This window comes from Aquitalea magnusonii (genome assembly GCF_002217795.2).
GTDB classification, from domain to species: Bacteria; Pseudomonadota; Gammaproteobacteria; order Burkholderiales; family Chromobacteriaceae; genus Aquitalea; species Aquitalea magnusonii_B.
On sequence record NZ_AP018823.1, the window covers coordinates 949958 to 973885 of the forward strand.

Here is a 23928-nt window from a genome sequence, read left to right on the forward strand (position 1 = left end):
GTGCATTTATTGTGAACGTTTTCCGAGAAATTACCTGTCAGATTGCCATTGGAATAAGCCGTAATCTGAAATAGGATTTCACTGATCAAACCTCCAGTGAAAGCTTTCTTCAAAATGACCGACCTCGACAAAGTAGACCTCGCCATCGCCGACAAGCTGCAACAGGATGGCCGCCTGTCCAACGCCAAGCTGGCCGAGCAATTTGCCATGAGCGAAGCCTCCTGCTGGCGACGGCAGAAACGGCTGGAAGAGCTGGGGGTTATCGAGGGATACAAAGCGGTACTGAACCGGCGCAAGCTGGGAATAGGGGTGATGGCCTTTGTGCAGATTGTCTGCACCCAGCACAGCGAAGAAGCCACCGCCGCATTCGAACGCATCATCCAGGCCTGCCCGCAGATACTGGCCTGCCATAACACCACCGGCGAAGCCGACTTCCTGCTGCAAGTGGTCGCACGGGACCTGGATGACTACAGCCGCTTTGTCGAGAAAGTACTGCGCAAATTACCGGGAGTGTTCAGCATCCGCAGCAATATCTCGCTCAGGGAAATCAAGGTGATGAACAAGCTGCCCATCACCGATATCGAGCCAGGTCATGGCTGAATGGCCATGACCTGTGCGGGTGGGCTGGTGTTTGGCGGGTGAAGGGGGGCCAATGGCCTTGGGGTGTGGAGGAAGTGCAGGGGATGCTGTTGCTGAAGGGCGGTAGTATGGGGCGATTGGTGGTAGGCAGTTTTTCGGCCTTAGCGGATGCTCCATCAAGTTGTGAAAACGACTGCTATACACATAACTTAGGACACGCCCACTGCCATATGGCTGAGCATGCTCATGGGTGCGTAGCCCGCAACTGCATAGGCTTGATGCCAAATTGTTTTTGAAAGCGCTGGCTAAAACGCGAATGTGAGGCATAGCCACACTGGCGGGCGATTTCTCCTATTGGAAGTTGGGTGCTTTGAAGCAACCCTAATGCGGTATTGAGCCGCACCTGGTCGAGAATTTTGCGGAAGGAATGGCCTTCCTGATCCAGCTTGCGGCGCAGCGTGGATTCGCCCATGAAAAACTGATGGGCTAGTTCCGCCAACCTCCAATCACGCCCTGGCTGCAAGAGCATGGTCTGGCGTAGTCGGTCTGCCACACCAGTTTCCCGGTCGGCAAAAAGTACACCGCCCAGGCCAGCCAGCGCCAGTGCTAGTAGCAAACCCTGCGCACGATGGCGAAGCAAGGGCTCGCTTTCTGAGCGGGTCACTGCGGCAAAAAGCTCATCCCACAACTGGCGCATCGTTCCCTGAATCGGGGAGAAGAGTTGCGGTGGGTGCGCCAGAAGGGCCAGAACCTGCTCGGCATATTGCAGACGGAACTGCTGTAAAAGATCGGCATCGAGTACCAGCACTTCGCAGCTATACCCGTGAGCATCAGGCAGGTTATGCACGTTCAACGTTAGGCCTGCGGGGGCCATGATAAGGTGATCTGCCCGGGCAACATGGGCTCGCTCGTTGATCCAGAAATGCTTTTCCCCGCTCCGAACTCGCATCAGTGTGGCCTGTAGGCAGCTTACCTGGCGCAATGTCTGTGGCTTGCTGGCCCGAACCATGCCCCGGGTAATCTGCTTGCTCTGCATGGTGACTCCTCAGCGACTGAAAAAGGTGGTAAGCCGGGCTTTGCCCAGCGCATGCTGATTGAGCATGAAACCGACCAGTGCGCCGCTGGCATTGGCATCAACCGGCAATTGTTCAACATCCAGCGCCCACACGGTATGAATATAGCGGTGCGGCTTATCTCCAGCCGGCGGGCAGGCTCCGCCGTAGACATTGCCACCATAGTCGGTGCGGGTTTGCAAGGAACCTACTGGTACCTGGCCACTGGCAAGCTGATTGACGCTTGCCGGAATGTTCACCACCAACCAGTGCCACCAGCCACTGCCGGTGGGGGCATCTGGATCGTATACCGTAATGGCAAAGCTTTTGGTACCGATCGGTGCGTTCTGCCAGCTCAACTGAGGAGAAACATTCTGACCAGTGCAGCCAAAGCTGTTGAATTCCTGTTTGCTGCCCATAGGTGCTTGGTCTTTGAAGTCTGTGCTCTGCAGGGTGAATCCGGAGGCATGAACCAGAGTACAGAGGGTCAGGCTGGCCAAGATCAAACCGAGTTTTTTCATGATTCTGATTCCGTGAAAGGGAAAGCTCATTCTAAGCACTGGCCTCACTTAAAAATGTGCAGAAATGCTCGAGTCTTGTGCTCTGCCGCTCAGTCCGGGTATTGCGGGCTTCCATGGGGTTCTGTTGCAGTAAGCTGAGCCGAGCATGTCAAGAGCAGCAATATCTGCCAGTTCCAATCGGCTTGCTTGCACAAATTAGGCCTTGTGTTCGTCCGGTAGCATGATGGCATGAGTTATTCAAAAAGCGCGTGAGCAATCGTCCAAAGCTGCACATCTAGACTCTCCAGGGCGATTCAACCCGCTCGGCTAAGGCAAGGCATTGGACTGACGTTCGCCAAGTTTCTGCTCCAGTACCGCCATACGTAGTAGCAACTCGTGCTCGGAGGTGATGTCGGAAATGATGCCGTACCAGGCTAGCACCTCACCTTGTTCATTCATGGCCGGAAACGCCCGGCTACGCATCCAGCGCCAACTGCCGTCTGGCCATAAAATACGGAATTCAATAAAAAACGGCTGTTTGCTGGGCAGATGCTTCAGCCAAGTTTCATGCACCCGCACCCGGTCTGTTGGTTCCATCCGCGTCAGCCAGCATGTATAACGTTTCTGATAACTGGCATCTGCGGCGTAATCGATGAATTCACCCATATAGTTAACCTGACCATCCGGTCCAACACGCCAGATGACGTTGGGGCCCAGCTCCAGCACCGTGCGGAAGTGTGTTTCGCTTTGCTGCAGTTGTCTTTCAGCTTCTACACGACTGGTAATATCGACTAACACTAATGATACGCCCAGCGGTAGTTGCTGGGCATCGACAATCCGCTGATGGGCAACCAGAAAGGCAGCGCCGCTCGGCTGATAACAGTATTCCCTAGTCTCGCAGCTTTCACCTGCCATCAACTGCACCAGTGCCGTCATGAGGTCGGGCATCATTTCATCACCGAATACTTGGCTGGCAGGGTTGCGTAGTATGGAATCCAGCTCCATGCCCGGATAGCGAGTCAGTAACTGGTTGGCACTGACAATCCGCATCTGGCAATCAATAAAGCACAAGCCGACCGGGGCGTCCTGGTACAGTGCCTCCAACTGGTGCAGGCGCTGGAACGGTGACAGGTCCAGCGTGGTTTTGGTTGTCTCTCCGCCCCATTTTTTGCAGTAGCTGCAAGGCTTGCGTGGCGGGCCACTGCTGGAGACCACATAAAGCCCTGCCCGACTGTGCAGCAAAGCTTACGCAGCACGTTTGCTTGTTCCGTGCTTTCTACTCCTTCAGCGACCACGGTTAGGGGTGATGTTGCCAAGTTAAAACACTAGCGATAGCAACTGGGCCGATATTTGATCATAAATTTGCAAGTATGCAGGATGTTTGTGGTAAATATCGATTCAATCCTTATTTATTTGATCATAAATGTTGAATTGATGACAAAGACAATGACACATCCGCCTGCAGCACATCCCTTGTTCAGTTTGCAAGGGAAGACCGCGCTGATCAGTGGTGCCGGCAGCGCAGAAGGTATCGGCTTTGCCACTGCCAGATTACTGGGCGAGCTTGGTTGCCGTGTTGCCTTGTGTGCCACGGGCCCCCGTATCCACGAACGTGCAGCCTCTTTGCGAGAACAAGGCATAGCGGCTCAGGGCTATACCGCAGACCTTACCGTTGCTGATGAAGTGGATCGCTTGCTGGCGCGAGTGACGCATGACTTTCCTCGCATCGACATTCTGGTTAACAACGCGGGTATGGCGCAGGAGGGGCAGGCCGAGTCATTTATCAGCTTTGACATGCTGGCGGATAGCGACTGGTCAAAAACCATCCAGCGGAATCTCGATACTTGCTATTTGCTGACGCGGCGTGTGTTGCCCGGCATGCTGGCGACAGGCCAGGGCCGCATCATCAACGTGGCATCGGTCACTGGCCCAGTCGTGGCGAACCCCGGTGAAGTGGCATACAGCGCGGCCAAAGCCGGCATGGTAGGCATGAGCCGGGCACTCGCGCTGGAAGTTGGCCACAAGGGCATTACCGTTAACTGTGTTGCACCGGGCTGGGTGGCCACGGCATCGCAGACTGAGGTGGAGAAGCAAGCCGCAATGCATACCCCGATAGGCCGTGCCGGTACCCCGGAAGAAATGGCCGCGGTCATCGTATTCCTTGCCATGCCCGCCGCCAGCTACATCCATGGAGAAATGCTGGTGGTGGATGGTGCCAACTGTCTGCAGGAGCGCAAGGGATGACACCATTCAAGCCAGATCTGTTTGCCGGACGTGTCTACCTGGTAACCGGTGCTGCCGGCGGGGTGGGTGGGAGCGTGGCGGAAAAACTGTTGTCCTTGGGGGCGCAGGTTGTCATGACCGACGTACAGCGCGATCTGCTGCAACAGCGCGCAGACGCGCTTGGCGCTGCGGCCTTTGCTGCCGACCTGCGCCAGGCTGAAAACACGCAAGCCCTGATTGACTTCAGCCTGCAGCAATACGGCCGGCTGGATGGGCTGGCCAACTGCGCAGGCGTATGGGTGGAAGGGCCAAGCGAGTTGGCCAGCGAAGACGATTGGCGTCATTGCGTGGATATCAACCTCAAGGCGGTGTTCTTTCTTTGCAGCCGTGCCATTCCGGCGCTGCGCGAGACGCAGGGAGCCATCGTCAATGTCAGTTCCGATGCCGGTGTGATCGGCAATGCCGGTGCCGCCATTTACTGTGCCAGCAAGGGGGGCGTCACCGTCATGAGTAAGGCGCTGGCCAGGGAATTGGCCCCCAGTGGTATTCGCGTCAATGCCTTGTGCCCGTCCGATATTTTCTCCCCCATGCTGGAGTTCCAGGCTGCACGCTACGGGGATGGCGATCCGGAAGGCTACTATCGCCGACTGATGGCGCACTATCCTCAACAGGACAAAGCCCGTTTCCTGACCCCCTCCGAGGTGGCCGACCATGTACTTTGGCTGCTGTCTCCCGCCTGTGCAGGGGTGACCGGAGCCAATGTCATGCTGGATTTCGGTTTGACTGCAGGGTATTGATTCACAGACGGGTTTTTGCAGGAGGCAGGCTTCATCTTTATCCTGCCTCCAGTGGATACTTTTGCATGTTGTTTTACACGCTTGGCTCTTGAAACCGCCCTCCATGAAATCTACACATTAACGACAAATGTTCTCCATTCAATAGATGCAGAATTAATCATTCTCTTTCTTTAAAATTAATTGCTAAAGAGAGACTTGATATGATTTTGAAGGGCCTTGTTGCACAAATCAGGGCTTGCGTCTGTTCGGTAGAATGACAGCATGAGCAAACCCCTCCCTCCCAAGTACCAAACCATCAATGGGCAGTCCTACAACCAGTCCTTCAAGTGACTGGGCTTGACTGGGCCGTTCCCGACTTCAATACCCTTTCCCGCTGCCAGAAAGACCTGCAAGTGCGCATTCCGGTACAAAAAAACAGGGTTGTCTGTATCTCTTGGTGGATAGCACCGGCATCAAAATGATGGGTGAAGGCGAGTCGAAAGTGAAAAAGCATGGTGCAGACTACCGCCGCCAATGGCGCAAACTGTATCTGGGAATTGATGCGCAAACGCTGGAAATCCGGGCAATGGAAGTGACCGACAATCGCACTGGAGATGCCACGATGCTGCCAGAGCTACTAGCGCAAATTCCGGCGGTAGAGGGACTGGTGACAGTGACCACGGATGGGGCGTACGACACACGCCTATGTCACGCAGCGATTGCAGAGCGTGGAGCAGCAGCCATCATTCCCCCACGTCGAAACGGCCAATTCTGGAAAGGGAGTTCACTGGGCAATCAGGCTCGCAATGAGTCACTACGCTCGGTGAAGTATCTAGGGCGCACACTCTGGAAAAAGTGGAGCGGCTACCATCGCCACAGTCTGGTCGAAACGAAGATGCACTGTTTCAAATTGCTGGCAGACCGGGTTAAGTCACGGGACTTTGACCGGCAGGTGGCGGAGCTTCAAATCTGTGCAGCGATTCTAAATCGCTTCACAGCACTGGGCACGCCGCAAACGGTCCGCATGGGATAAATCCGTCTGGGGATTGGGAGAGTTCGACCTGCGGCTGCTTTTTCAAAAAAAGTCTATTTAATTTTATAAATCATAGAGAGTTATGCATGGTTAAATATGTGGTATCATTTTCGATTATTATTGCCGTCCTCATTGTTTTTTTACTTGACCGATTGTCTGATTTCGATCTTCCAGGTGACGTGCAGAAGCGTACTGTATCTTTTGAGCATAGTAACAATGTTCTGGAGGGCACGTTAATTCTACCTCCTGGTAAGGTTTTTCCTCCATTTGTGCTTTTAGTTCATGGAGACGGTCTTCAGGATCGCTGGTCAGAAGGCGGATATATTCCATTTGTTAAATTTCTTGTCTCGCAGGGAATTGCTGTTTTTTCATGGGATAAACCTGGTGTCGGTAAGAGTACAGGTAACTGGCTGGCGCAGACAATGTCAGATCGCGCAGAGGAGGCGGTCTTGGCGTTAAAAAAAATAAGAGAACAGCCAGAACTGAAAGAAAGTCGCGGAGGTTATCTCGGCTTTTCGCAGGCAGGTTGGGTTGTACCACAGTCAAGCCAACTGACAACAACCGAATTTGCTGTACTCATAGGTGCGGCGATAAACTGGCGGAATCAGAGCATATACTATACAGGACAACGACTTAAAGTCGAAGGCTTCTCTCTGGACGATATTCAGGATGCTAAAAAACATGAAGCAGAGGTTTTTGACCGCCAGTTTACAGAAGAAGCAGCTGTTCTTCCCTGCAATTCCCAATGTACGCGCCAGGACTTTGAACGCAGGAATTCCCTGGCTGATGCGACGAAAGATATTTCCAGCACACATACTCCGGTGTTAATTGTGATGGGCCAGGATGACCGGAATGTAGACGCTGATGAAACAGTTGCGGTCTGGGCCAAAGCACTACCATCCCGTACTCCTCGCTGTATCAGAAAATTGCCGGGGGCAACTCACGGGCTTTTACGAAGTGAATGGTTTGATTATCAACTGTCCTCTCAGTGGCCTTTTTGGAAACGGGGATTATTTCTGCTGTCAGGGAGATACGCATATTCGCCCGGGGCACTCAGAACTGTCACATCATGGATACTGAATCAGGACTGTGTGGGCTAAATGTCCAGTCCGGGCGATTGCTCACGTGCTTTTTAAATAAACCGGGATGCTGCTTTTGCCACTCTTTCATGGTCTGAATCGGTGTCCGATGCTGTAGCGCCAATTGCGGTAAATGCTGGTTGTAGAGCAGCACATAGCGTTCCCGCGTATCAGCCAAGTCGGCACCGGATTCAAAGCGGTGTGTCGCCAGTTCATCGCTGATCCGGCCGTTGAAGCGTTCGACCATGCCGTTTGTCTGCGGGCTGCGCGGCTTGGTCAGCCGGTGCTCGATACCGAACTCTGCGCACCGTAGGTCGAATTCGTGCTCGCCGCTGGGGTGTTTCTGTTTGTTGAATAGCCGGTCAGTGAACTCACTGCCATTGTCGGTCAGGATCGTCTGGATATGGCACGGTGCCGCTTTCTGCAAGGCGTTCAGAAACGCCCGGGCGGCACCGGCCGTCTTGTTTGGCTTGATCTGCACAAACACCCAGCGCGTAGCCCGGTCGATCGCGACAAACAAGTAGCGGCGGGACGTTTCGTCCCGCATTTGCGGCAAATATTTGACGTCGGAAATAGCCGGGGTCGTACGCCTTGAACGGCTTGCCGGGGCGTTTGGCCGGTGCTGGCTCTAGGTCGCGCAGGCTGCCGATGCCATGGCGGCGCAGGCAGCGATCCAGTCCGGAGCGTGAAACGGAGGGGTTCAGGAACTCGCGTACGACGACGAGCAGATCGTCCAAACCGAGCTTGAGTATCTTGCGCAGTTCAACCGCGATACGTTCCTGCGCAGGCGTCAGCGTGGTTTGTAGCCGATGGGCGGTGTGCGAGCGGCTTGAACCGAGTCGCGGTTCTTCCACTTCATGATGGTGGGAATACTGATGTTGAAGCGCGCCGCAAGTTCGGCCAGGGTACCGGTTGCGTTGCGGATTTCTTCGCGGATAGCCGGTGTCGTGCGGGCTTGTTTGTGCAGTTTGACGATCATTGTTGCTGCTGCCGTAGGGATTGGAGAAGCATACCCATACCATCACGGGTAGTGGCAAGTTTCCAGATACGTTTACTCAAATGATCGTCCGGGCTGAGACACGTATTCTCCACGTTGATGCCAAGATATCCATAAAGGTTAGCAAGCCGCCTATACATCAGCTACACTAAAAAAGTGATTTCTACACAAAAGTTGATGTTTATATGTGTAGAAGTACGAAAAGTGCCAAGAGAATAAGGGGGTTTTGTAATGAAATTTGGAATCCCCCCCCTATCCGCCAGATATCTACATTAAAGCCCTGATCATTCAGGGCTTTTTTGTTGCCTATTGGATTTTTCCTGCATAAAAACCTGCATTAAATGTAACGTCGCGGATTCTTTTGCACACTGTAACTTTGCGGCAGTTTTGGCACTCGTTTGCACTTTTATTGTCACCGCCAATTTGCAGGGTTTTTGGCACTATTTGCGCTTTTTTTGTCACCGGCGCACAAAAATCTAACGCTTCCTTCCTGCTACCGTTCCCTGTGATGGAGGAGGGTAGTCAAGTCCCGGTTCGCCGTCCTCTACCACTACCTGCAAATGAAAACACCCTGCGTGAAGGCAGGGTGTCATGTTGGTCGGCGACTTGTATCGTTTCGGTCAGGACCGTCTGTGGGCACTCATCTCATGATTGGCAGCTTATGACCTAAAGCAGTCATTTCAGGCGAAATTACTGTGCGCTCAGATTCAGAACGACAACACCAGAAATGATGAGTCCCAAGCCAGAGAGCCGAAGTAGGCTGGCTGACTCTTCAAACAAAATGATTCCGAGCAGTGCGGTTACGGCGGTACCACTGCCCGCCCACACGGCATAAGCCAAGCCGACTGCAAGATTCCGCACAGATACAGCCATAAGCCAGATGGCTGCGGTGTAGCAAAGACCAGTGATGAGAGAAGGAATAAGTCGGGTGAAGCCGTCAGAATGGCGAAGGGCCATGGTTCCGGCAACCTCGGCCAGCACGCTTGCAGCGAGTACAAGCCATGCATATGTAGAGTCACGCATAGAGCACCTCTAGTCCACACGCTTATACCGAGCGCAGGCAGAGGTTGAGAGAGCGGTACCCCGATTACGAAGTCGCGATCTTATCATCGCCTAAGGTCTGTGCATACCTCCGCTCCTGGCCAATACCCACCACCTTACTCTCAATCCACAATGCATAAAAGGGTGCTTCAGCCCCCTTCGTTCTGTTTACTCTCCACCCCTGCACGTAAGTCCGCCTCAGCTTCCGGGCGATCCATTCCACGACTTGCGACACAAGGGCGTTGCCGGCAGCTTGGGCCTCGGCGAAGTTGGTGGCATCCAGTCGAGGCAAATGATGTCCACCGCCTTCCGCTGCCGCCGGCCGGTGTCCGGGTGTGCTTTGTCTGCTTGCTCCTGCGCTGATGTGGCGTCGGCGGCCGCGTTACGCCACCCACTGCTTTCGTGGGTCTTGTCTTGTTGTATGCCGCTTCGGCTTTTCTCTTGAGCGAATTGTTTACCGCATGGTGCCGCATTATGTCATCGTGATTAAATTAATTGCAAATAGGAATCATTTGCATTAGTATGCGCATCTTTCCACTTGGCGGTTGCTTCCAGTCCAAGAAAAAAATGATGTGGAATGGTTTGCCAGCTTGCGGGCTGCCATCTCCGGCAAGTGGAGAACACTGCGGTCGTGCTGGCCTGGCCTGTGCTGTTTGGCCCTGAGGGAGGCTGATAGCGGCGGTGCTAGGGCATTTCACGCCGGTTCTTTGTCCATCGCTCATGGATGGTTGCACCAGCCTGTTCCGGGGTTGGTGTGATTTCTTGCAAGGAGAAGTTATGTCGCTGCGGATGACGCCAATTGCCATTGCATTGGCAGTTGCCACGTTTCCAACTGTTCTGCTGGCTGAAGAAAGCGCGAAGGGGAATGTCGCTGCCGATGCTGCCGAACTTTCTACCGTTGTTGTTACGGCGGAAAAGCCGCCGCTGGCTGCTGCCTATGCGGCAGGGCAGGTGTCGAAAGCTGCCAGCGTGGGGGTGCTGGGTAAGCAGGCGGTGCTTGATACGCCGTTCAGCATTACCAGTTACACCGCACAGCTGATTGAGGATCAACAGGCCAAAACCCTGGCTGATGTGATGCAGAACGATCCATCCGTGCGGTTTACCACCTCCAGCGGCCATGCCTACGAGAACTACCGCATTCGCGGTTTTGATGTCAGCGCCAATGATCTGGCCATCAATGGCATGTATGGTCTGGCACCCTATGGCCATACGCCGGTGGAGTTCATCGAGCAGGTGGAAGTGCTCAAGGGCCCCAGTGCCTTGTTCAGCGGCATGGCCCCCAGCGGTGGGGTGGGCGGGGTGATTAATCTTGTGCCCAAGCGGGCGGCTGATACGCCGCTGACCCGGGTGTCCGTTGGTTTTCAGTCGGACTCCCAGTTGGGTACCACGCTGGATGTGGGGCGTCGCTATGGTGAGGACAATGAATGGGGCGTGCGGGTGAATGCCGCGCTCAGTGACGGTGATACCACGCTGAGCGGCCAGTCCAAGAAGCGTGATTTCCTGTCTGCGGCGCTGGATTATCGTGGCCAGCAGCTCAAGGCCAGCCTTGATGCCTATTACAGCAAGGAAACCTTCAGCGGTGGTACGCCCGCCATGTACTGGTTTGCCACCAGCGCGATTCCCGCGGCACTGGATGCCAGCACCAATCTGTTCCCCAATGCGCAAGGCACGCTGGAAAGCAAGGCAGCCATTCTGCGCGGTGAGTATGCGCTGAATGACGCCGTATCGCTGTTTGCCGGTCTGGGTACCATGCGACACGACTACGACGGCTTCATCAATGGCACCCATGCGCGCAGCATCCAGGCCAATGGCAATTTTAGCGGCCGCATGGTGGCGCAGCGTGGTTATGACGAGAATGTCTCGGCAGAGGCGGGTATCCGCAGCCGCTTCAACACTGGCAGCATCGGGCACGAGCTGGTGGTGCATGCCAGCGAGTTGCAGCAGGAAAGCGGCTCTGCGGTGAATATGACGAGCTTCTCGTCCAATCTGTACGCGCCGGTGACAGCGGTGATGCCGAGCACGCCGTCCACCGCGCCGAAAACCGGCGATGTCACCTTGTCCAGCCTGGCTTTGATGGACACGCTTTCCCTGCTGGATGACCGGCTCAAGCTCACCCTGGGCCTGCGCAGCCAGCGGGTGCAGACCACTTCATACAATAGCGCGGGTGCCACCACGGCCAGCTATGACAAGTCGGCAGTCTCGCCCGCTGTTGGCGTGGTGGTGAAACCTTGGGGACCTGCAGTCTCGCTGTACGCCAATTATGTGGAAGGTCTGTCCAAGGGCGATACCGTGACCGATACCGCCGCCACCAACTACAACCAGGTGTTTTCACCCTACAAGACCGAGCAGAAGGAAATGGGGCTTAAGTGGGATGCCGGCAGTTTCACTCATAGCGCCAGCCTGTTTGAAATCACCAAGCCCACCCTGGTGGCCATCGGCAGCACGGCCAATCCCACTTATGTGGACAGTGGCGAAAAACGGGTGCGCGGGCTGGAGTGGAGTACCAGCGGTGAGCTGACGCGTGCGCTGCGTCTGCTGGGTGGTATCACCTACAGCCAGGGTGTGCAGACCAAGACGGCCTATGGCCAGTACGACGGCAAGCGGGCGGTGGGCGTGCCGCATTGGCAGGGCAATATGGGGGTGGAGTGGGATACGCCCTGGGTGTCGGGCCTGACGCTGAGCAGCCGCGTGATGGCCACCAGCAGTCTGTATCTGGACGCCGCCAATACCCAGCAGATTTCCGGCTGGAGTCAGCTGGATCTGGGGGCGCGCTACACCACCCGTGTGGGCGGCAAGAAAACCGTGTTCCGTGCTGGTGTGGACAATGTGTTCAACCGCCACTACTACTCGGGCAGCTTCAGCGACAGTACGCCGATTGCCACCCTGGGTCAGGCACGCACCTACACCGTGTCAGCCACCACGGACTTCTGAGCGATGGGTAAACTCCGACAGCATCTGCGCCGGAGCGTATGCGGGCTGATGGCCTTCGGGCTGTCAGCCGTATCGGCCGCTGCCGGCTGGCAGGTGCTCACGCCTCAGGCCGGGCAGCAGATCGACCTGCAGTCACGCAGCAACGGCGTATCTTATCGCATCATGGTGTCCCGGCCGGATACCCCGGCCCCGGCTGAGGGCTATCCGGTACTGTATGTGCTGGATGGCAATGCCGCCTTTCCGGTTGCGGCCTTCATTGCCCGGGGTATTGCCCGGCGCAGCAGTGAAACCGGCCTGGTGCCGCCGCTGGTGGTGGCTGTGGCTTATCCGCAGCAGGATGATTTCAATTACGACGGTCGCGCGCGGGATTACACCCCCTCCGCGCCAGGCCAGCCGCTAGCTGCCGCTTATGGCGGCGCAGAACGTTTCTTCCAGTTTTTGCAAACCGAGCTCAAGCCGCTGATCCGGTCGCGCTTCCCGGTGGATGCCCGGCGGCAGGGGATTTTCGGCCATTCCTTTGGCGGCTTGTTTGTCAGTTATGTCTGCCTGAAATACCCGCAAGCCTTTTCCACCTGCCTGGCATCCAGCCCTTCCTTGTGGTGGGAAAACCAGATGGTGCTCGATCAGCTACCGACAGCAGTACCCGCTGATGGTCTGCCGGCATTCCAGTTGACGGTGGGGGCGCTGGAGGATGAGCTGCCAGCAGGAAAACTGTCGGCAGAGCGGCGCGCGGCCTTGCTGTCGCGACCGATGATCGCCCCGGCGCGCAAGCTGGCCCAAGCCTTGCAGGCCTTGCCCGGACAGGCCGGTCGTGTCCGTTTCCAGGTGCTGGAGGGCGAGAATCATGGCTTTGCCTGGCTGCCGGCGCTGGCACGCGGCATGGAGTTTTTTGTTCAACAACCCTGATATGGCATGGCTTATGCCGGAAGTCCCGATGATGAATCTTGTATATGGCGTGCTGGCCATCGCGCTGGGCATTACCAGCCTGTTTCTGGCCTCGGCCAACCAGAACTGGCGCTCCCGTCCCTTGCCCCGCACCGCGGCGCGGCTGCTTGCCCTGGCGCTATTGCTGGTGGGGCTGCTGTGCTTGTGTGCGGTGTTTCAGTTGCTAAGCGCGGTCTTTGTGTTCATCAGCCTGAGCATGCTGTTGCTGCAGCTCTGCCCTTATCTGGGTGTGCTGCGGCGCAGCGGGAGGGCCGGCTGATGCACCGTTCTCCCATCCGTAAACACTGGCTGGCCAAAACGCTGACCGGGCAGGTGCTGGGCCTGGCGCTGGGGTTTGCCTGTGGTGGACTGTTGTTGCGGCTGCTTGATGAGGTACCGCTGCCGGTACGCGCCCAGCTTGCCATGTGGCTGGTGGCGCCGGTCTGGCTTGGTGTTGCTGGCGGGGTTTATCTGTTTCGCAATGCATGGCGCGCCCTGGTCTGTCTGGGGAGCGCAAACGCACTGGCCTGGCTGTGGCTGGCCTGGCTCAGCCGGAGGGTGCTGGCATGAAAGTCCCCTCGGAAATCATCCGTATCTACAAATCGCTGCATACCTGGGTAGGCATCATTGCCGGTCTGGGCCTGTTCATTGCGTTTTATGCCGGTGCCTTTGCCGTGTTCAAGGAGCCGCTGCGTGCCTGGTTGCAGCCGCCGGCGCAGTTACGCATGGTGGCGCTGGCAGACGCAGGCCGGCTGATGGACGCCGTGCTGAGCAGCAAGCCCGGCGTGGCTGCCGGTTTTACCGTGCATGTAACGGAGCAGGGCGGCATTCCGGCCCGCCTGAGCTGGCAGGAGCGCGATGGCGAAGAAGAGCATGCGGCGGGACGATGGTTCATGGCCGGGCTGGGTGAAGACGGCAGCCTGCAAATCCGCCAGTTGCACGGTGCCGGGCTGCCGGACTTTATCGATACCCTGCACCGGGTAATCGGCCTGCCGGTGGATCATGACTATGCGCGCTGGGTGATGGGGGTGGTTGCCGTCCTGTATGCACTGGCGCTGATTTCCGGTGTGGTGGTGCTGCTGCCTTCTCTGGTGAAGGACTTCTTCCTGCTGCGTACCGGCCGCAACCTCAAGCGCATGTGGCTGGATGCGCACAATATCGTCGGCATTATCAGCCTGCCGTTTCATCTGGTGATGGCCATCACCGCCGTGGTATTTGCCTATCATGACCTGTTCTACGTGGTGCAGGACCAACTGTCCGGCAAACCGCCGCGCCCGGTGCGCAGCATGCAGCATCAAGCCTTGCCCGGACATCCGCCGGTCAAGCTGCTGAGCCCGCAACAGTTGTTGGCACGCGCGCAGCAACTGGCACCAACCATGCAGGTGGATGCCTTGCAATACCAGGATATTGCGGGTGCGCGCCCGCTGGTGAGAGTGTGGGGACATGACAGCCGGGCGGTGATGCCACGTCCGCGTGGCGGCTTTCTGGTGCTGCAGCCATATACCGGCAAGCTGGTGAGCAAGGAGATGGTGCCAGGCGCGCAATCGCTCTCCAACACCTTCATCAGCAGCTTCTTTGCCCTGCACATGGCATCGTTTGGCGGCGTGTTGCTGCAGTGGCTGTATTTCCTGCTGGCCATGGCCGGTGCCTGGCTGTTTTACAGTGGCAACCTGCTGTGGATAGAGTCGCGCAGGGTAAAGGCCGCGCGTGGCGACAGCCGCGTGCCGCAACAGCGGCGTGATGTGCGCTGCATGGCCGCGCTGTCGGTGGGAATCAGCCTGGGGTGCATGAGTGGCATTTCCCTGTCCTTGGCCGCCAGCAAGCTGCTGAACCATTTTGCCGCCGGGCAGGAATGGCATCTGCCGCTTTACTACGCGGTATTCCTGCTGTCCATTGCCTGGGCTTTCCTGCGCGGCGCGGCCTGGGCATCCCGTGATTTGCTGTGGTTCTGCACGCTGGCCACGCTGGCCCTGCCCCTGTCGTCCTTGCTGGTGGCGGTGGCGCAGGGCGGCTATGCCACCGGGTGGGCCGTCGATGTGACGGCATTGCTTGCCAGTGGGCTGCTGGCCTGGCAGGCGGCGTTTGTCGGCCGCCGCCTGTCGGCAGGTGGCGCGGACAGCGTGTGGCATATGGCCGGCAGGTGAGACTGCCGCGGACTGTAAGGGAGGCCCGCTTCTGCTGCGGGCGGTACGGAAAACAGGCCCTGATGCTGTCAGGGCCTGTTTGCGGGGGAGGCGGGCGATGGGCGGGTTTCAGAAGCCCAGGCTGTCCAGCAGGTCGTCCACTTGTTGCTGGTTGGACATCACGTCCGGATTGCCTTCCTGATTGATGGCCGGTCCGTTGAGCAGGCTGGTGTCCAGCGCACCCTTCTTGTGTTCTGGTGAGAACTCCACCAGCAGCGCCACCATTTCTGCTTCCAGGGTCTTGAACATGTCCATCATTTTCTTGATGACCTGGCCGGTGAGATCCTGAAAGTCCTGCGCCATGACGATCTCCAGCAACTGGGTGCTGGTTTCATGTGTTTGTTGCGGCACCTGGTTCAGGTACTGGCGGGTGTCATCGGCCAGTTGCTTGAACTCGGCGGTGGATAGCTGGTTGGCGTACAGCAGGTTCCAGCGTTCGGACAGGGTTTGTGAGCTGCTGCCCAGATTGTCCTGCAGCGGCTGGGCCACATCAATTGCGTTCAATACCCGGTCGGCGGCACTCTTGGTCAGCGAGGCGATGTAGCTCAGACGGTCGCGCGCGTCCGGAATCGCATCGGCCACCCGCTCCAGCGACTTGTCGTAGCCCATGTCACGCAGGGTATTGTGCATCTTGCGCGTGATCTGGCCGATCTGCTCGTACATTTCTTCGTTCCCGCCATGTGCCGTGCCGGTGCTTTGCACGGCTGCTTCTGCTGCGGGCTGGGTTTCGGTGGCTTCTTTTTGCTGGCTGGCAATGCTGTCGAACAATGCTTCGAGATCCGGTGAATCTCCGCTATCTAGAATATGATCCGGCACGATAGCTTCTCCTCTGGGCTGACCTGGCAGGTCGGTTTGCCATGTGTATGCGTTACTTGTTCATGGTCTGGAAGATCTTGTTCATCTTTTCTTCCAGGGTTGCTGCAGTAAAGGGCTTCACGATGTAACCGCTGGCACCGGCCATGGCGGCCTCGATGATGTTTTCCCGCTTGGCTTCGGCGGTAATCATCATGAAGGGCAGATGCTTGATCTGCTGGTCGGCCCGTACTGCCTTGAGCAGCTCGATGCCGGTCATGTTCGGCATGTTCCAGTCGGAAACAATAAAGTCGAAGCTTTGCGTTTTCAGCTTGTGCAAGGCCACCTGGCCATCTTCGGCCTCGTCGATATTGGTAAAACCCAGCTCTTTGAGCAGGTTGCGTACGATACGTCTCATGGTCGAGAAATCATCCACGACCAGAAACTTCATGTTCTTGTCCACCATAAGTGAAGCTCCAAAGAATGAATCCGTAATCTCTGCCCGTCAGCAGCCCGGGTCTTGTGCCGGGCCGGGCTGTTTATCTTTGAAGGTAGGGAATCAGGGTTTCAGCCAGGATTGCCGGATCGAATTTGGCAACATAGGCATCCACACCCACGCTGGAACCCATCGCCTTGTTGGCATTGGATGACAGCGAGGAGTGCATGATAACCGGGATGCCTTTGAAGCGGACATCGGATTTGATCAGCTTGGTCAGCACATAGCCGTCCATTTCCGGCATTTCCGCATCCACCAGAATGATCTTCAGGTAGTCGTGCAGGCACTCATCCTCACCCCAGGTGCGGCTGGCCAGCACCTGCAGGCGCTCCCACGCTTCGCGGCCATTGGTGGCCTGCTGGAACTTGATGCCCATTTTTTCCAGCACACTGGTGATTTCCTTGCGCGCCACCACCGAGTCATCCACGAAGAACAGGTACTGGTCGCTGTCCATCTGCGCGGTCGGAATTTCCGGCAGGCGCGGTTCGCCCACCACCGTGGCCAGAATCTGCTCCACGTCCAGAATGGAAACCAGCTTGCCGTCTTCCAGTTCGGTAATGGCGGTGATCAGGTTGGAATTGGTGGTGCTGCTGCTGTTCATCATGTTTTCCGGGGCGCGTACGCGATCCCAGTCCACCCGGATGATGCGGTCCACCGAGTCCACCAGGAAAGCCTGGGTGCTCTTGTTGAATTCGGTAACGATCATGGTGTCGAATTTGCGGCCGCTCTGCTCGGAGCCGACAAAACGCGCCAGCGAAATCACCGGAATGATGTTGCCGCGCAGCGACAACACACCCTGCACGCCAAAGGGCATGTTGGGGGTTTTGGTGATGGCGGGGGTCTGGGACACCTCGCGCACCTTGAACACATTGATGCCGAAGGTTTCACGGGTTCCCAGGGAAAACAGCAGGATTTCCATCTTGTTGGAGCCGGCAAGCTTGGTGCGGGCGTCCACGCTGGCGAGCAGGGATGCGTCGGTTGCTGACATATTGGATACCTCTCCCGGATGAAGTCTGTTCTGGTTTAGTTGTTGGTCAGCTTGAGCATTTCGCGCAACTTCATCGACAGCTTCTGGGCTTCGAACTTGGAAACGTACTCATCGACGCCGACGGACTGGCCGAGCTTCTGGTTGGAACTGCCGGAGAGCGAGGAATGCATCAGCACCGGAATACCGGCAAAGCGCGGGTCGCTCTTGATCAGTTTGGTCAGCATATAGCCGTCCATTTCCGGCATTTCCACATCGGTGAGCACCAGATGCAGGGTTTCGTTCAGGCGCTTGCCGGACAAGTCGGCCTGCATGGCCATTTTTTGCAATTCTTCCCAGGCGCGCATGCCGTTGATGGCATAGGCGTATTTGACCTGCATGGCGTCCAGCGTGCGCTCGATCTGTTTGCGGGCGACGGCGGAATCGTCGGTGAAGAAGATCATGCGTTCTTCTTTCACCGGCTCGATATTGATGAAGTGATGCGAGTCGTCGACCAGGGAGGTTTCGGCCAGGACTTTTTCCACGTCCATCATCATCACCAGCGTGCCGTGATCCAGCTCGGTGACGGCGGTGACGAGGCCGGCCATGCGGTTGGTGATCATGTCGGGCGGCACGCGCATGGCGGACCAGTCCAGACGCAGGATGGTATCGACGGCCTCGACCAGGAAGCCCTGGGTGTGGCCGTTGTACTCGGTCACGATCATGATTTCGGGCTTGTTGCTGGTGACGATGCCGGCGTACTTGGCCAGATCGATGACGGGGACCAGGGATCCGCGCAGGCTGACCATGCCTTCGACGGAGGAGGGCATTTCAGGAGCGGAAGTGATTTCGGGGGTGCGCATGACTTCACGCACTTTGAAGACATTGATGCCGAAAACTTCTTTTCTCCCGGTACGCTGGTCGTGACCCAGGGAGAACAGCAGGATTTCCAGCTTGTTGGTCCCTGCCAGTTTTGTTCTGGCATCGATTTTTTTAAGAAGGTCTGACACAGGGGTATCCTAGACGAAGTGTGGAAGATAACCGGTACAGGACAATGCCCTTACTGGTGTGCCGCGCGTCAATGCGTGCGGCGGTATTTTTGTGCATGACAGCCTGATGCATGCTACTGCTGACGGCAAGTGCCGAGCTTGAATTTTGTTTTATCAGAAAATATTTAAATATTTTTTTATTTTTATTCATTATTCCCGACTCTGCTGGTAAGCCACACTATAGCTACTGTTATTGCAAACAGCCAAGCATCATCAGGCGATCTGTGATGCAAGTCAGAATATTGCAATAATTCCGGCCTGCCGGCTAAACCGGCATGGCCAGCCGTCATGGTGCTTGTAGTGGACCAGGCCTCAGGGGCCGGGTATGCCGGGGCCACCCAGCGGGTGACACATCACGCTGCTGCGGATGCGGTTGCGCTGACTGTCGCCGGGTAGATCGACAATCCAGCCACCGCTGGCGGCTGACATCTGCAGCAGAATTTCCTTGCCCTTATTGGCCATGATGTCGTTGTAGACGGCGGTATCGTCTACATGCAGCTGGCCCTGGTCGGTGGTGATGCTATAGCTGCTGATCAAACCGCTGCCGCTGGCTTCCTTGTATTCCCTGCCCCAGGCAATCAGGTATTTGCTGACGTAACAGTCGGTGGCAGGTGTGCCGGCGGCATTGCTGCTGGCATTGGCGCGAGACGATGGGCCGGCGATTGCCCGGTTCAGGGATTGCAGCAAGTCCCGGCTGCTTTGCATCAGATTGCTGCAGCCGCCAAGCAGCAGCAGTGTGCTGAGAATGACAATGGCCCGCATGGGTCTCCGTGATAAGGCAGAACTGCGCAAGCGCAGCCAGATTGTACGAGCGGGCAGGGCAAGATAGTGCCTGCACCGCAGCATGCTACCGTATTCACCTGCCTGGCGGAATGCTTGCCCATGTAAAGACGGCAAGCCTGCTCCGGCCGCCAGGCAAGAAACACGGGCATGTTTATTGCTGGTTTCAGTCTGTTATCCCATGACTGACAGGTTGCACTGCCTTGACGCCCAGTACCCAATCTTCCCGTCCCGGTCCGACTCATGTTTTGTCGGCGTTTCAGCCAAGTGTGCTGGAAAACCTGATTCATCATCTGGATGGCATGGCTTACCGTGGCCGGGATGATCCGGCGCGGCGCATGCAGTTTGTCAGCCGTGGCTGTCTGGCCTTATCCGGTTATGCCGCCGCCACGCTGCTGGCCAGTGATGCAGGCTGGATGGGCGTGATTCACAAGGATGACCGCGCCGCAGTAGCCGAGGCCCTGGCGGGCAGCTTGCGTGGCAATGGCCGCTTTCAGTTGCAATACCGTATTCGCACTGCCGCAGGCCAGATACGCCATGTGAGGGAGAGCGGGGTGGCTTCGCCGGATGGCGATGGCATGCTGCTGGAAGGCTTCGTGATGGATGTCACCAGCCAGCAGCGCACCATCCGGGCGCTGGCCCAGGCCGAAATGCGTTATCGCACCATTTTCGAGCATGCGCAGGAGGGGATTTTCCAGAGCAGCAAGACCGGACGTTACCTGGCGGCCAATCCGGCCCTGGCGCGGCTGTATGGTTATGCCTCGCCGGAAGAGCTGATACTCAATCTGTCCGACATCAGTTGCCAGTTGTATGTGGAAGCCGGGCGGCGTGAAGCCTTTTTGCACCTGATGGAAACGGCTGGCGAAGTGGTCAACTTCGAATCCGAGGTCTACCGCAAGGATGGCAAGCGCATCTGGATTTCGGAAAACGCACATGTGGTGTCGTCGGAACACGGTCGTTTCCTGTATTACGAAGGCACGGTGCAGGATATTTCCGAGCGCAAGCATTACCAGCAGCAACTGGAGATGCAGGCCAATTTTGATGCATTGACCGGCCTGCCCAACCGCGCCTTGCTGTACGACCGGCTCAGGCAGTGCGTGGCCCGTGCCGCGCGGGCGCAAAGCCGGCTGGCGGTGGTGTTTATCGATCTGGACAACTTCAAGTTCATTAATGACAACCTGGGCCATGCCGCCGGCGACCAGTTGCTGAAGATCGTGGCCGAGCGCATTGCCGGCAGCATCCGCAAGCTCGATACCGTGGCCAGGCTGGGCGGGGACGAATTTGTGCTGATCCTCAACGATCTGGACAGCGAAGCCGCGCTGGCTGCCTTGTTGGAGCGCATCCGGCTGCGTACCAGTCAGCCGGTGCAGTTGCAGGCACAAAGTTGCAATGTCAGCGCCAGCCTGGGGGTGGCGCTGTACCCGCGCGATGGGCTGGACGAACAGACGCTGCTGCGCCATGCCGATGTGGCCATGTATGCCGCCAAGGCGGCGGGCAAGGATAATCTGCATTTCTTTACCGGCAAGCTGGACCAGCAGTCCGACGAGCGCTTCACCCTGGAGCGGGAAATGCGGCTGGCGCTGGAACAGGGCGGATTTTCCCTGGCCTACCAGCCCAAGTTTGATCGTGCCGGGCAGATTGTCGGGGTGGAGGCGTTGGCGCGCTGGCAGCATGCCCAACTGGGCAATATTGCGCCGGACCGCTTCATTCCGGTGGCCGAGGCATGCGGTCTGATCCAGCCGCTGACCATGACCATTCTGCGCCAGGCCTGCCAGGCCATTGCGCGTTGCAACCATCAACGCAGCCAGCCCATCAGCCTGGCGGTCAACTTGTCGCCGCGACTGTTCGAGCGCGACCACTTGTGCCGCGAACTGGCCAGCGTGCTGGCCGAGTGCAACTTCCCGCCGCAATGGCTGGAGCTGGAAATCACCGAGTCGCTGTTATTGGGCGATACCGAACACATCATCCGCCAGATGCAGGAGCTGCAGGCCTGGGGCGCACAACTGGCGATGGACGATTTTGGTACCGGCTATTCCTCGCTGGCTTATCTGGTGCGCTTTCCGCTGGGCATCATCAAGATAGACCGCAGCCTGGTGGCGGGCATTGAAAGCAATGAACAGCAACGCATGGTGGTGAGCGCGGTGGTGACGCTGGGGCGCAATCTGGGCAAGACCGTGGTGGCCGAAGGCGTGGAAACCCCGGCCCAGTTGCAGTTGCTGCAAGAAATGGCTTGCAGCCAGTTCCAGGGTTTCGGTCTGTCGGTGCCGCTGAGCGAGGCGGCCTTGCACGACCGCCTGCAATAAGAGGCGGCCTGCTGTGGCTGAAGTCCTCAGCCCTGCTGTGCGGCCAGTGCCAGTTGTTGCAGGTGCAGCCAGCCGGCCTCGGCGGCGCTGCCATCCTTGAGTGCCACCCCGGTGCCGCTGGTGCGACCGGCGCGGATCAGCCAGGCCAGCTTGTAGGCGGCCAGGGGGTAGGGCAGGCCTTGCGGGCGCACATTGGAAATGCAGTTGCGCTCGGAATCCATGCGCCCGCTGCGTGGCGCGCTGGTGAGATACACCCCCAGGCTGTCCGGTGAGCTCAGGCCGGGGCGCTCGCCAATCAGCATCACCACCATGGCCGCCTGCAGGCATTCACCCACTTCATCGGCCAGCGCTACCCGCGCTTCGGTGGCCAGTACCACCGGCCCCAGGCGCAAGCCCTGCTCTTGCAAATAGGGCAGGGTGGCGGCAATCAGCGGCACAGCATGGCTGGCCACGGCGCGGGCCGACAAGCCATCGCCAATCACGAACAGCACATCACAGGGTTCCACTGCGGCAGCCAGCAGGCTGGCGCGGCTGTCCGGGTGCAGGCGGCGGCCCTGGTCCGGCCGTTGCAGATAGGCGGCGCGGCTGGGGGCGGCGCTGCGCACTTGCAGGCTGGGCAGTTGCAGGTCTTGCAGGGATGCGCTCAGCGCGGACAGGTCCAGCGGGGTGTGAACGGCATCGCGGGCCTGGGCATGGGCCAGGGCAAAACGCAGGGTTTCGCGGGTGGGCAGGCTGGCACCCACCCGTCCCAGCGCAATGCGCGCCACGGTGTGCTGGGCCAGGTCCTGCCAACTGTCTTCGGTAATCGGGCTGATACTGCCGTGGCTGAGAGGTGCATTCATGACAGGGTCTCCATCAATTGCAACAGGGCTTGCTGGCGGTCTTGTGCCTGCAGCTTGCCGGCGCGGGTAATGGCCATGCCCTCCAGCCAGTCTTCGAATTCCGGTGCGCGCTTCAGGCCCAGCAACTGGCGCAGGTAGAGCGCATCGTGAAACGAGGTGCTCTGATAGCCCAGCATGATGTCGTCGGCACCGGGCACGCCGATGATGAAGTGGATGCCCGCCGTACCCAACAGGGTGAGCAGGCTGTCCATATCGTCCTGGTCGGCTTCGGCGTGATTGGTGTAGCAGATGTCGCAGCCCATGGGCAGGCCCATCAGCTTGCCGCAGAAGTGGTCTTCCAGCCCGGCGCGGATGATCTGCTTGCCGTTGTACAGGTATTCCGGGCCGATGAAACCCACCACGGTGTTCACCAGCAGGGGTGAAAAATGCCGCGCCACCGCATAGGCGCGCACTTCGCAGCTTTGCTGGTCCACGCCCCAGTGGGCATTGGCCGACAGCGCGCTGCCCTGGCCGGTTTCGAAATACATCACATTGTCGCCCACCGTGCCGCGGCGCAGCTCCAGTGCGGCCTGCTGTGCTTCGCCCAGTACCGCCAGATTGATGCCGAAGCCGCTATTGGCTTGTTCGGTGCCTGCAATCGACTGGAACACCAGATCCACCGGTGCGCCACGCCGGATCAATTCCAGCGTGCTGGTGACGTGGGTCAGCACGCAGCTCTGGGTGGGAATGGCATAGCGCTGGCGTACTTCGTCCATCATCGCCAGCATGGTGTGGATGGCTTCCGGGCTGTCGCTGGCCGGATTGATGCCGATCACCGCATCGCCAGCGCCGTACAGCAGGCCGTCCAGCATGGCGGCGGCAATGCCGCGCGCGTCGTCGGTGGGGTGGTTGGGTTGCAGGCGCACGCCCATATGGCCGGGCAGGCCCTGGGTATTGCGAAAACGGGTGATCACCCGGCATTTGCTGGCCACCCACACCAGGTCCTGGTTGCGCATCAGCTTGCTGACGGCGGACACCATTTCCGGCGTCAGGCCGGGAGCCACCGCCGCCAGCGTGCTGCTATTGGCCGCATCGGACAGCAGCCAGTCGCGCAGGCCGCCCACGGTCAGGTGGCGGATGGGGGCAAAGGCGTGGGCGTCGTGGCTGTCGATGATCAGGCGGCTGACTTCGTCCTGCTCGTAAGGAATCAGCAGCTCTTGCAGGAAGGTGGCGAGTGGCACGTCGGCCAGACACATTTGTGCCGCCACCCGCTCTTCGGCGCTACTGGCGGCAATCCCGGCCAACTGGTCGCCCGAACGCAAGGGCGTGGCGCGGGCCAGCAGGGTTTTCAGATCGTCGAAACGGTAACGGCGCGGGCCGATGGTAATGGCGTAGGACATGGTTT

At 58.0% G+C, this 23928-nt stretch carries 21 protein-coding genes and 2 pseudogenes; 11 read left to right on the plus strand and 12 right to left on the minus strand.

Annotated elements, in window-relative coordinates; genetic code table 11:
• Positions 1–114 precede the first annotated feature (114 nt).
• Complete coding sequence (locus DLM_RS04665; protein WP_045848252.1) at positions 115–600, plus strand: Lrp/AsnC family transcriptional regulator; 486 nt, start codon at positions 115–117, stop codon at positions 598–600.
• Positions 601–823: 223 nt separating this feature from the next.
• Here the strand turns inward: DLM_RS04665 and DLM_RS04670 are convergent, their stop codons facing one another.
• The 3 genes from DLM_RS04670 to DLM_RS04680 all read right to left on the minus strand — a co-directional run bounded on the left by DLM_RS04670 (position 824) and on the right by DLM_RS04680 (position 3346).
• Positions 824–1615, minus strand: a complete 792-nt coding sequence (locus tag DLM_RS04670; RefSeq protein WP_089084146.1) for a helix-turn-helix transcriptional regulator — start codon at positions 1613–1615, stop codon at positions 824–826.
• 9 nt (positions 1616–1624) lie between these two features.
• Entirely contained in the window at positions 1625–2152 is a 528-nt protein-coding gene (locus tag DLM_RS04675; protein WP_089084145.1) for a YbhB/YbcL family Raf kinase inhibitor-like protein, read from the minus strand.
• 306 nt (positions 2153–2458) lie between these two features.
• Positions 2459–3346, minus strand: a complete 888-nt coding sequence (locus tag DLM_RS04680) for a PAS domain-containing protein (protein ID WP_231960056.1) — start codon at positions 3344–3346, stop codon at positions 2459–2461.
• 168 nt (positions 3347–3514) lie between these two features.
• Here DLM_RS04680 and DLM_RS04685 point away from each other — a divergent pair, with 168 nt between their 5' ends.
• The 4 genes and pseudogenes from DLM_RS04685 (at position 3515) to DLM_RS04700 (ending at position 7263) form a co-directional block, all read left to right on the plus strand.
• A complete protein-coding gene (locus DLM_RS04685; RefSeq protein WP_231960058.1) occupies positions 3515–4375 on the plus strand; it encodes an SDR family NAD(P)-dependent oxidoreductase in 861 nt (286 codons plus the stop codon).
• Complete coding sequence (locus DLM_RS04690) at positions 4372–5151, plus strand: SDR family NAD(P)-dependent oxidoreductase (RefSeq protein WP_089084142.1); 780 nt, start codon at positions 4372–4374, stop codon at positions 5149–5151. Before DLM_RS04685 ends, DLM_RS04690 begins: the two co-directional genes overlap by 4 nt.
• A gap of 311 nt (positions 5152–5462) precedes the next feature.
• A pseudogene (locus DLM_RS04695) lies at positions 5463–6163 on the plus strand (IS5 family transposase); the annotation flags it as partial.
• Positions 6164–6249: 86 nt separating this feature from the next.
• Positions 6250–7263: an alpha/beta hydrolase family protein gene (locus tag DLM_RS04700; protein ID WP_089084140.1), complete on the plus strand. Its 1014-nt coding sequence runs from the start codon at positions 6250–6252 to the stop codon at positions 7261–7263.
• On the opposite strand, the pseudogene DLM_RS04705 reads toward DLM_RS04700, so the two are convergent.
• Positions 7226–8221 (minus strand): annotated as a pseudogene (locus DLM_RS04705) (IS481 family transposase). The gene DLM_RS04700 and the pseudogene DLM_RS04705 sit on opposite strands and share 38 nt — an antisense overlap.
• Before the next feature lie 708 nt (positions 8222–8929).
• On the minus strand, positions 8930–9262 hold the full coding sequence (locus DLM_RS04710) for a DMT family transporter (protein WP_089084139.1): 333 nt from the start codon (positions 9260–9262) through the stop codon (positions 8930–8932).
• 795 nt (positions 9263–10057) lie between these two features.
• On the opposite strand from DLM_RS04710, the gene DLM_RS04720 reads away from it, so the two are divergent.
• The 5 genes from DLM_RS04720 to DLM_RS04740 are packed head-to-tail and all read left to right on the plus strand — an operon-like array spanning position 10058 to position 15279.
• The gene (locus tag DLM_RS04720; RefSeq protein WP_089084137.1) at positions 10058–12211 is read left to right on the plus strand and encodes a TonB-dependent receptor; all 2154 of its coding nucleotides are present in this window, start codon (positions 10058–10060) and stop codon (positions 12209–12211) included.
• A gap of 3 nt (positions 12212–12214) precedes the next feature.
• Positions 12215–13117 carry an alpha/beta hydrolase gene (locus tag DLM_RS04725; protein ID WP_089084136.1) on the plus strand — a complete coding sequence of 301 codons (903 nt, stop codon included), beginning with the start codon at positions 12215–12217 and terminating at the stop codon, positions 13115–13117.
• Positions 13118–13145: 28 nt separating this feature from the next.
• Positions 13146–13415, plus strand: a complete 270-nt coding sequence (locus tag DLM_RS04730) for a hypothetical protein (RefSeq protein ID WP_145985768.1) — start codon at positions 13146–13148, stop codon at positions 13413–13415.
• On the plus strand, positions 13415–13705 hold the full coding sequence (locus DLM_RS04735) for a hypothetical protein (RefSeq protein WP_089084134.1): 291 nt from the start codon (positions 13415–13417) through the stop codon (positions 13703–13705). The genes DLM_RS04730 and DLM_RS04735 overlap by 1 nt, the downstream gene beginning before the upstream one ends.
• Positions 13702–15279 carry a PepSY-associated TM helix domain-containing protein gene (locus DLM_RS04740; RefSeq protein ID WP_089084133.1) on the plus strand — a complete coding sequence of 526 codons (1578 nt, stop codon included), beginning with the start codon at positions 13702–13704 and terminating at the stop codon, positions 15277–15279. The genes DLM_RS04735 and DLM_RS04740 overlap by 4 nt, the downstream gene beginning before the upstream one ends.
• Before the next feature lie 108 nt (positions 15280–15387).
• On the opposite strand, the gene cheZ is transcribed toward DLM_RS04740, so the two are convergent.
• From cheZ to DLM_RS04765, 5 genes are all read right to left on the minus strand, one after another.
• On the minus strand, positions 15388–16134 hold the full coding sequence (cheZ, locus tag DLM_RS04745; RefSeq protein ID WP_089084132.1) for a protein phosphatase CheZ: 747 nt from the start codon (positions 16132–16134) through the stop codon (positions 15388–15390).
• Positions 16135–16186: 52 nt separating this feature from the next.
• The gene (gene cheY, locus DLM_RS04750; RefSeq protein ID WP_420000709.1) at positions 16187–16573 is read right to left on the minus strand and encodes a chemotaxis response regulator CheY; all 387 of its coding nucleotides are present in this window, start codon (positions 16571–16573) and stop codon (positions 16187–16189) included.
• Positions 16574–16649: 76 nt separating this feature from the next.
• The gene (locus DLM_RS04755) at positions 16650–17594 is read right to left on the minus strand and encodes a chemotaxis protein (RefSeq protein ID WP_119313202.1); all 945 of its coding nucleotides are present in this window, start codon (positions 17592–17594) and stop codon (positions 16650–16652) included.
• Positions 17595–17629: 35 nt separating this feature from the next.
• Positions 17630–18580: a chemotaxis protein gene (locus DLM_RS04760; RefSeq protein WP_119313203.1), complete on the minus strand. Its 951-nt coding sequence runs from the start codon at positions 18578–18580 to the stop codon at positions 17630–17632.
• Between the two features lie 351 nt (positions 18581–18931).
• A complete protein-coding gene (locus DLM_RS04765; RefSeq protein ID WP_089085214.1) occupies positions 18932–19381 on the minus strand; it encodes a hypothetical protein in 450 nt (149 codons plus the stop codon).
• A gap of 221 nt (positions 19382–19602) precedes the next feature.
• On the opposite strand from DLM_RS04765, the gene DLM_RS04770 reads away from it, so the two are divergent.
• On the plus strand, positions 19603–21702 hold the full coding sequence (locus tag DLM_RS04770) for a putative bifunctional diguanylate cyclase/phosphodiesterase (protein WP_145985769.1): 2100 nt from the start codon (positions 19603–19605) through the stop codon (positions 21700–21702).
• A gap of 26 nt (positions 21703–21728) precedes the next feature.
• Here the strand turns inward: DLM_RS04770 and eutC are convergent, their stop codons facing one another.
• Together eutC and DLM_RS04780 are read right to left on the minus strand one after the other, a co-directional pair.
• Complete coding sequence (gene eutC / locus DLM_RS04775; protein ID WP_089085216.1) at positions 21729–22544, minus strand: ethanolamine ammonia-lyase subunit EutC; 816 nt, start codon at positions 22542–22544, stop codon at positions 21729–21731.
• Positions 22541–23923 (minus strand): ethanolamine ammonia-lyase subunit EutB, encoded by a 1383-nt coding sequence (locus DLM_RS04780; protein WP_089085217.1) that lies wholly within the window; start codon positions 23921–23923, stop codon positions 22541–22543. Before DLM_RS04780 ends, eutC begins: the two co-directional genes overlap by 4 nt.
• Positions 23924–23928 lie beyond the last annotated feature (5 nt).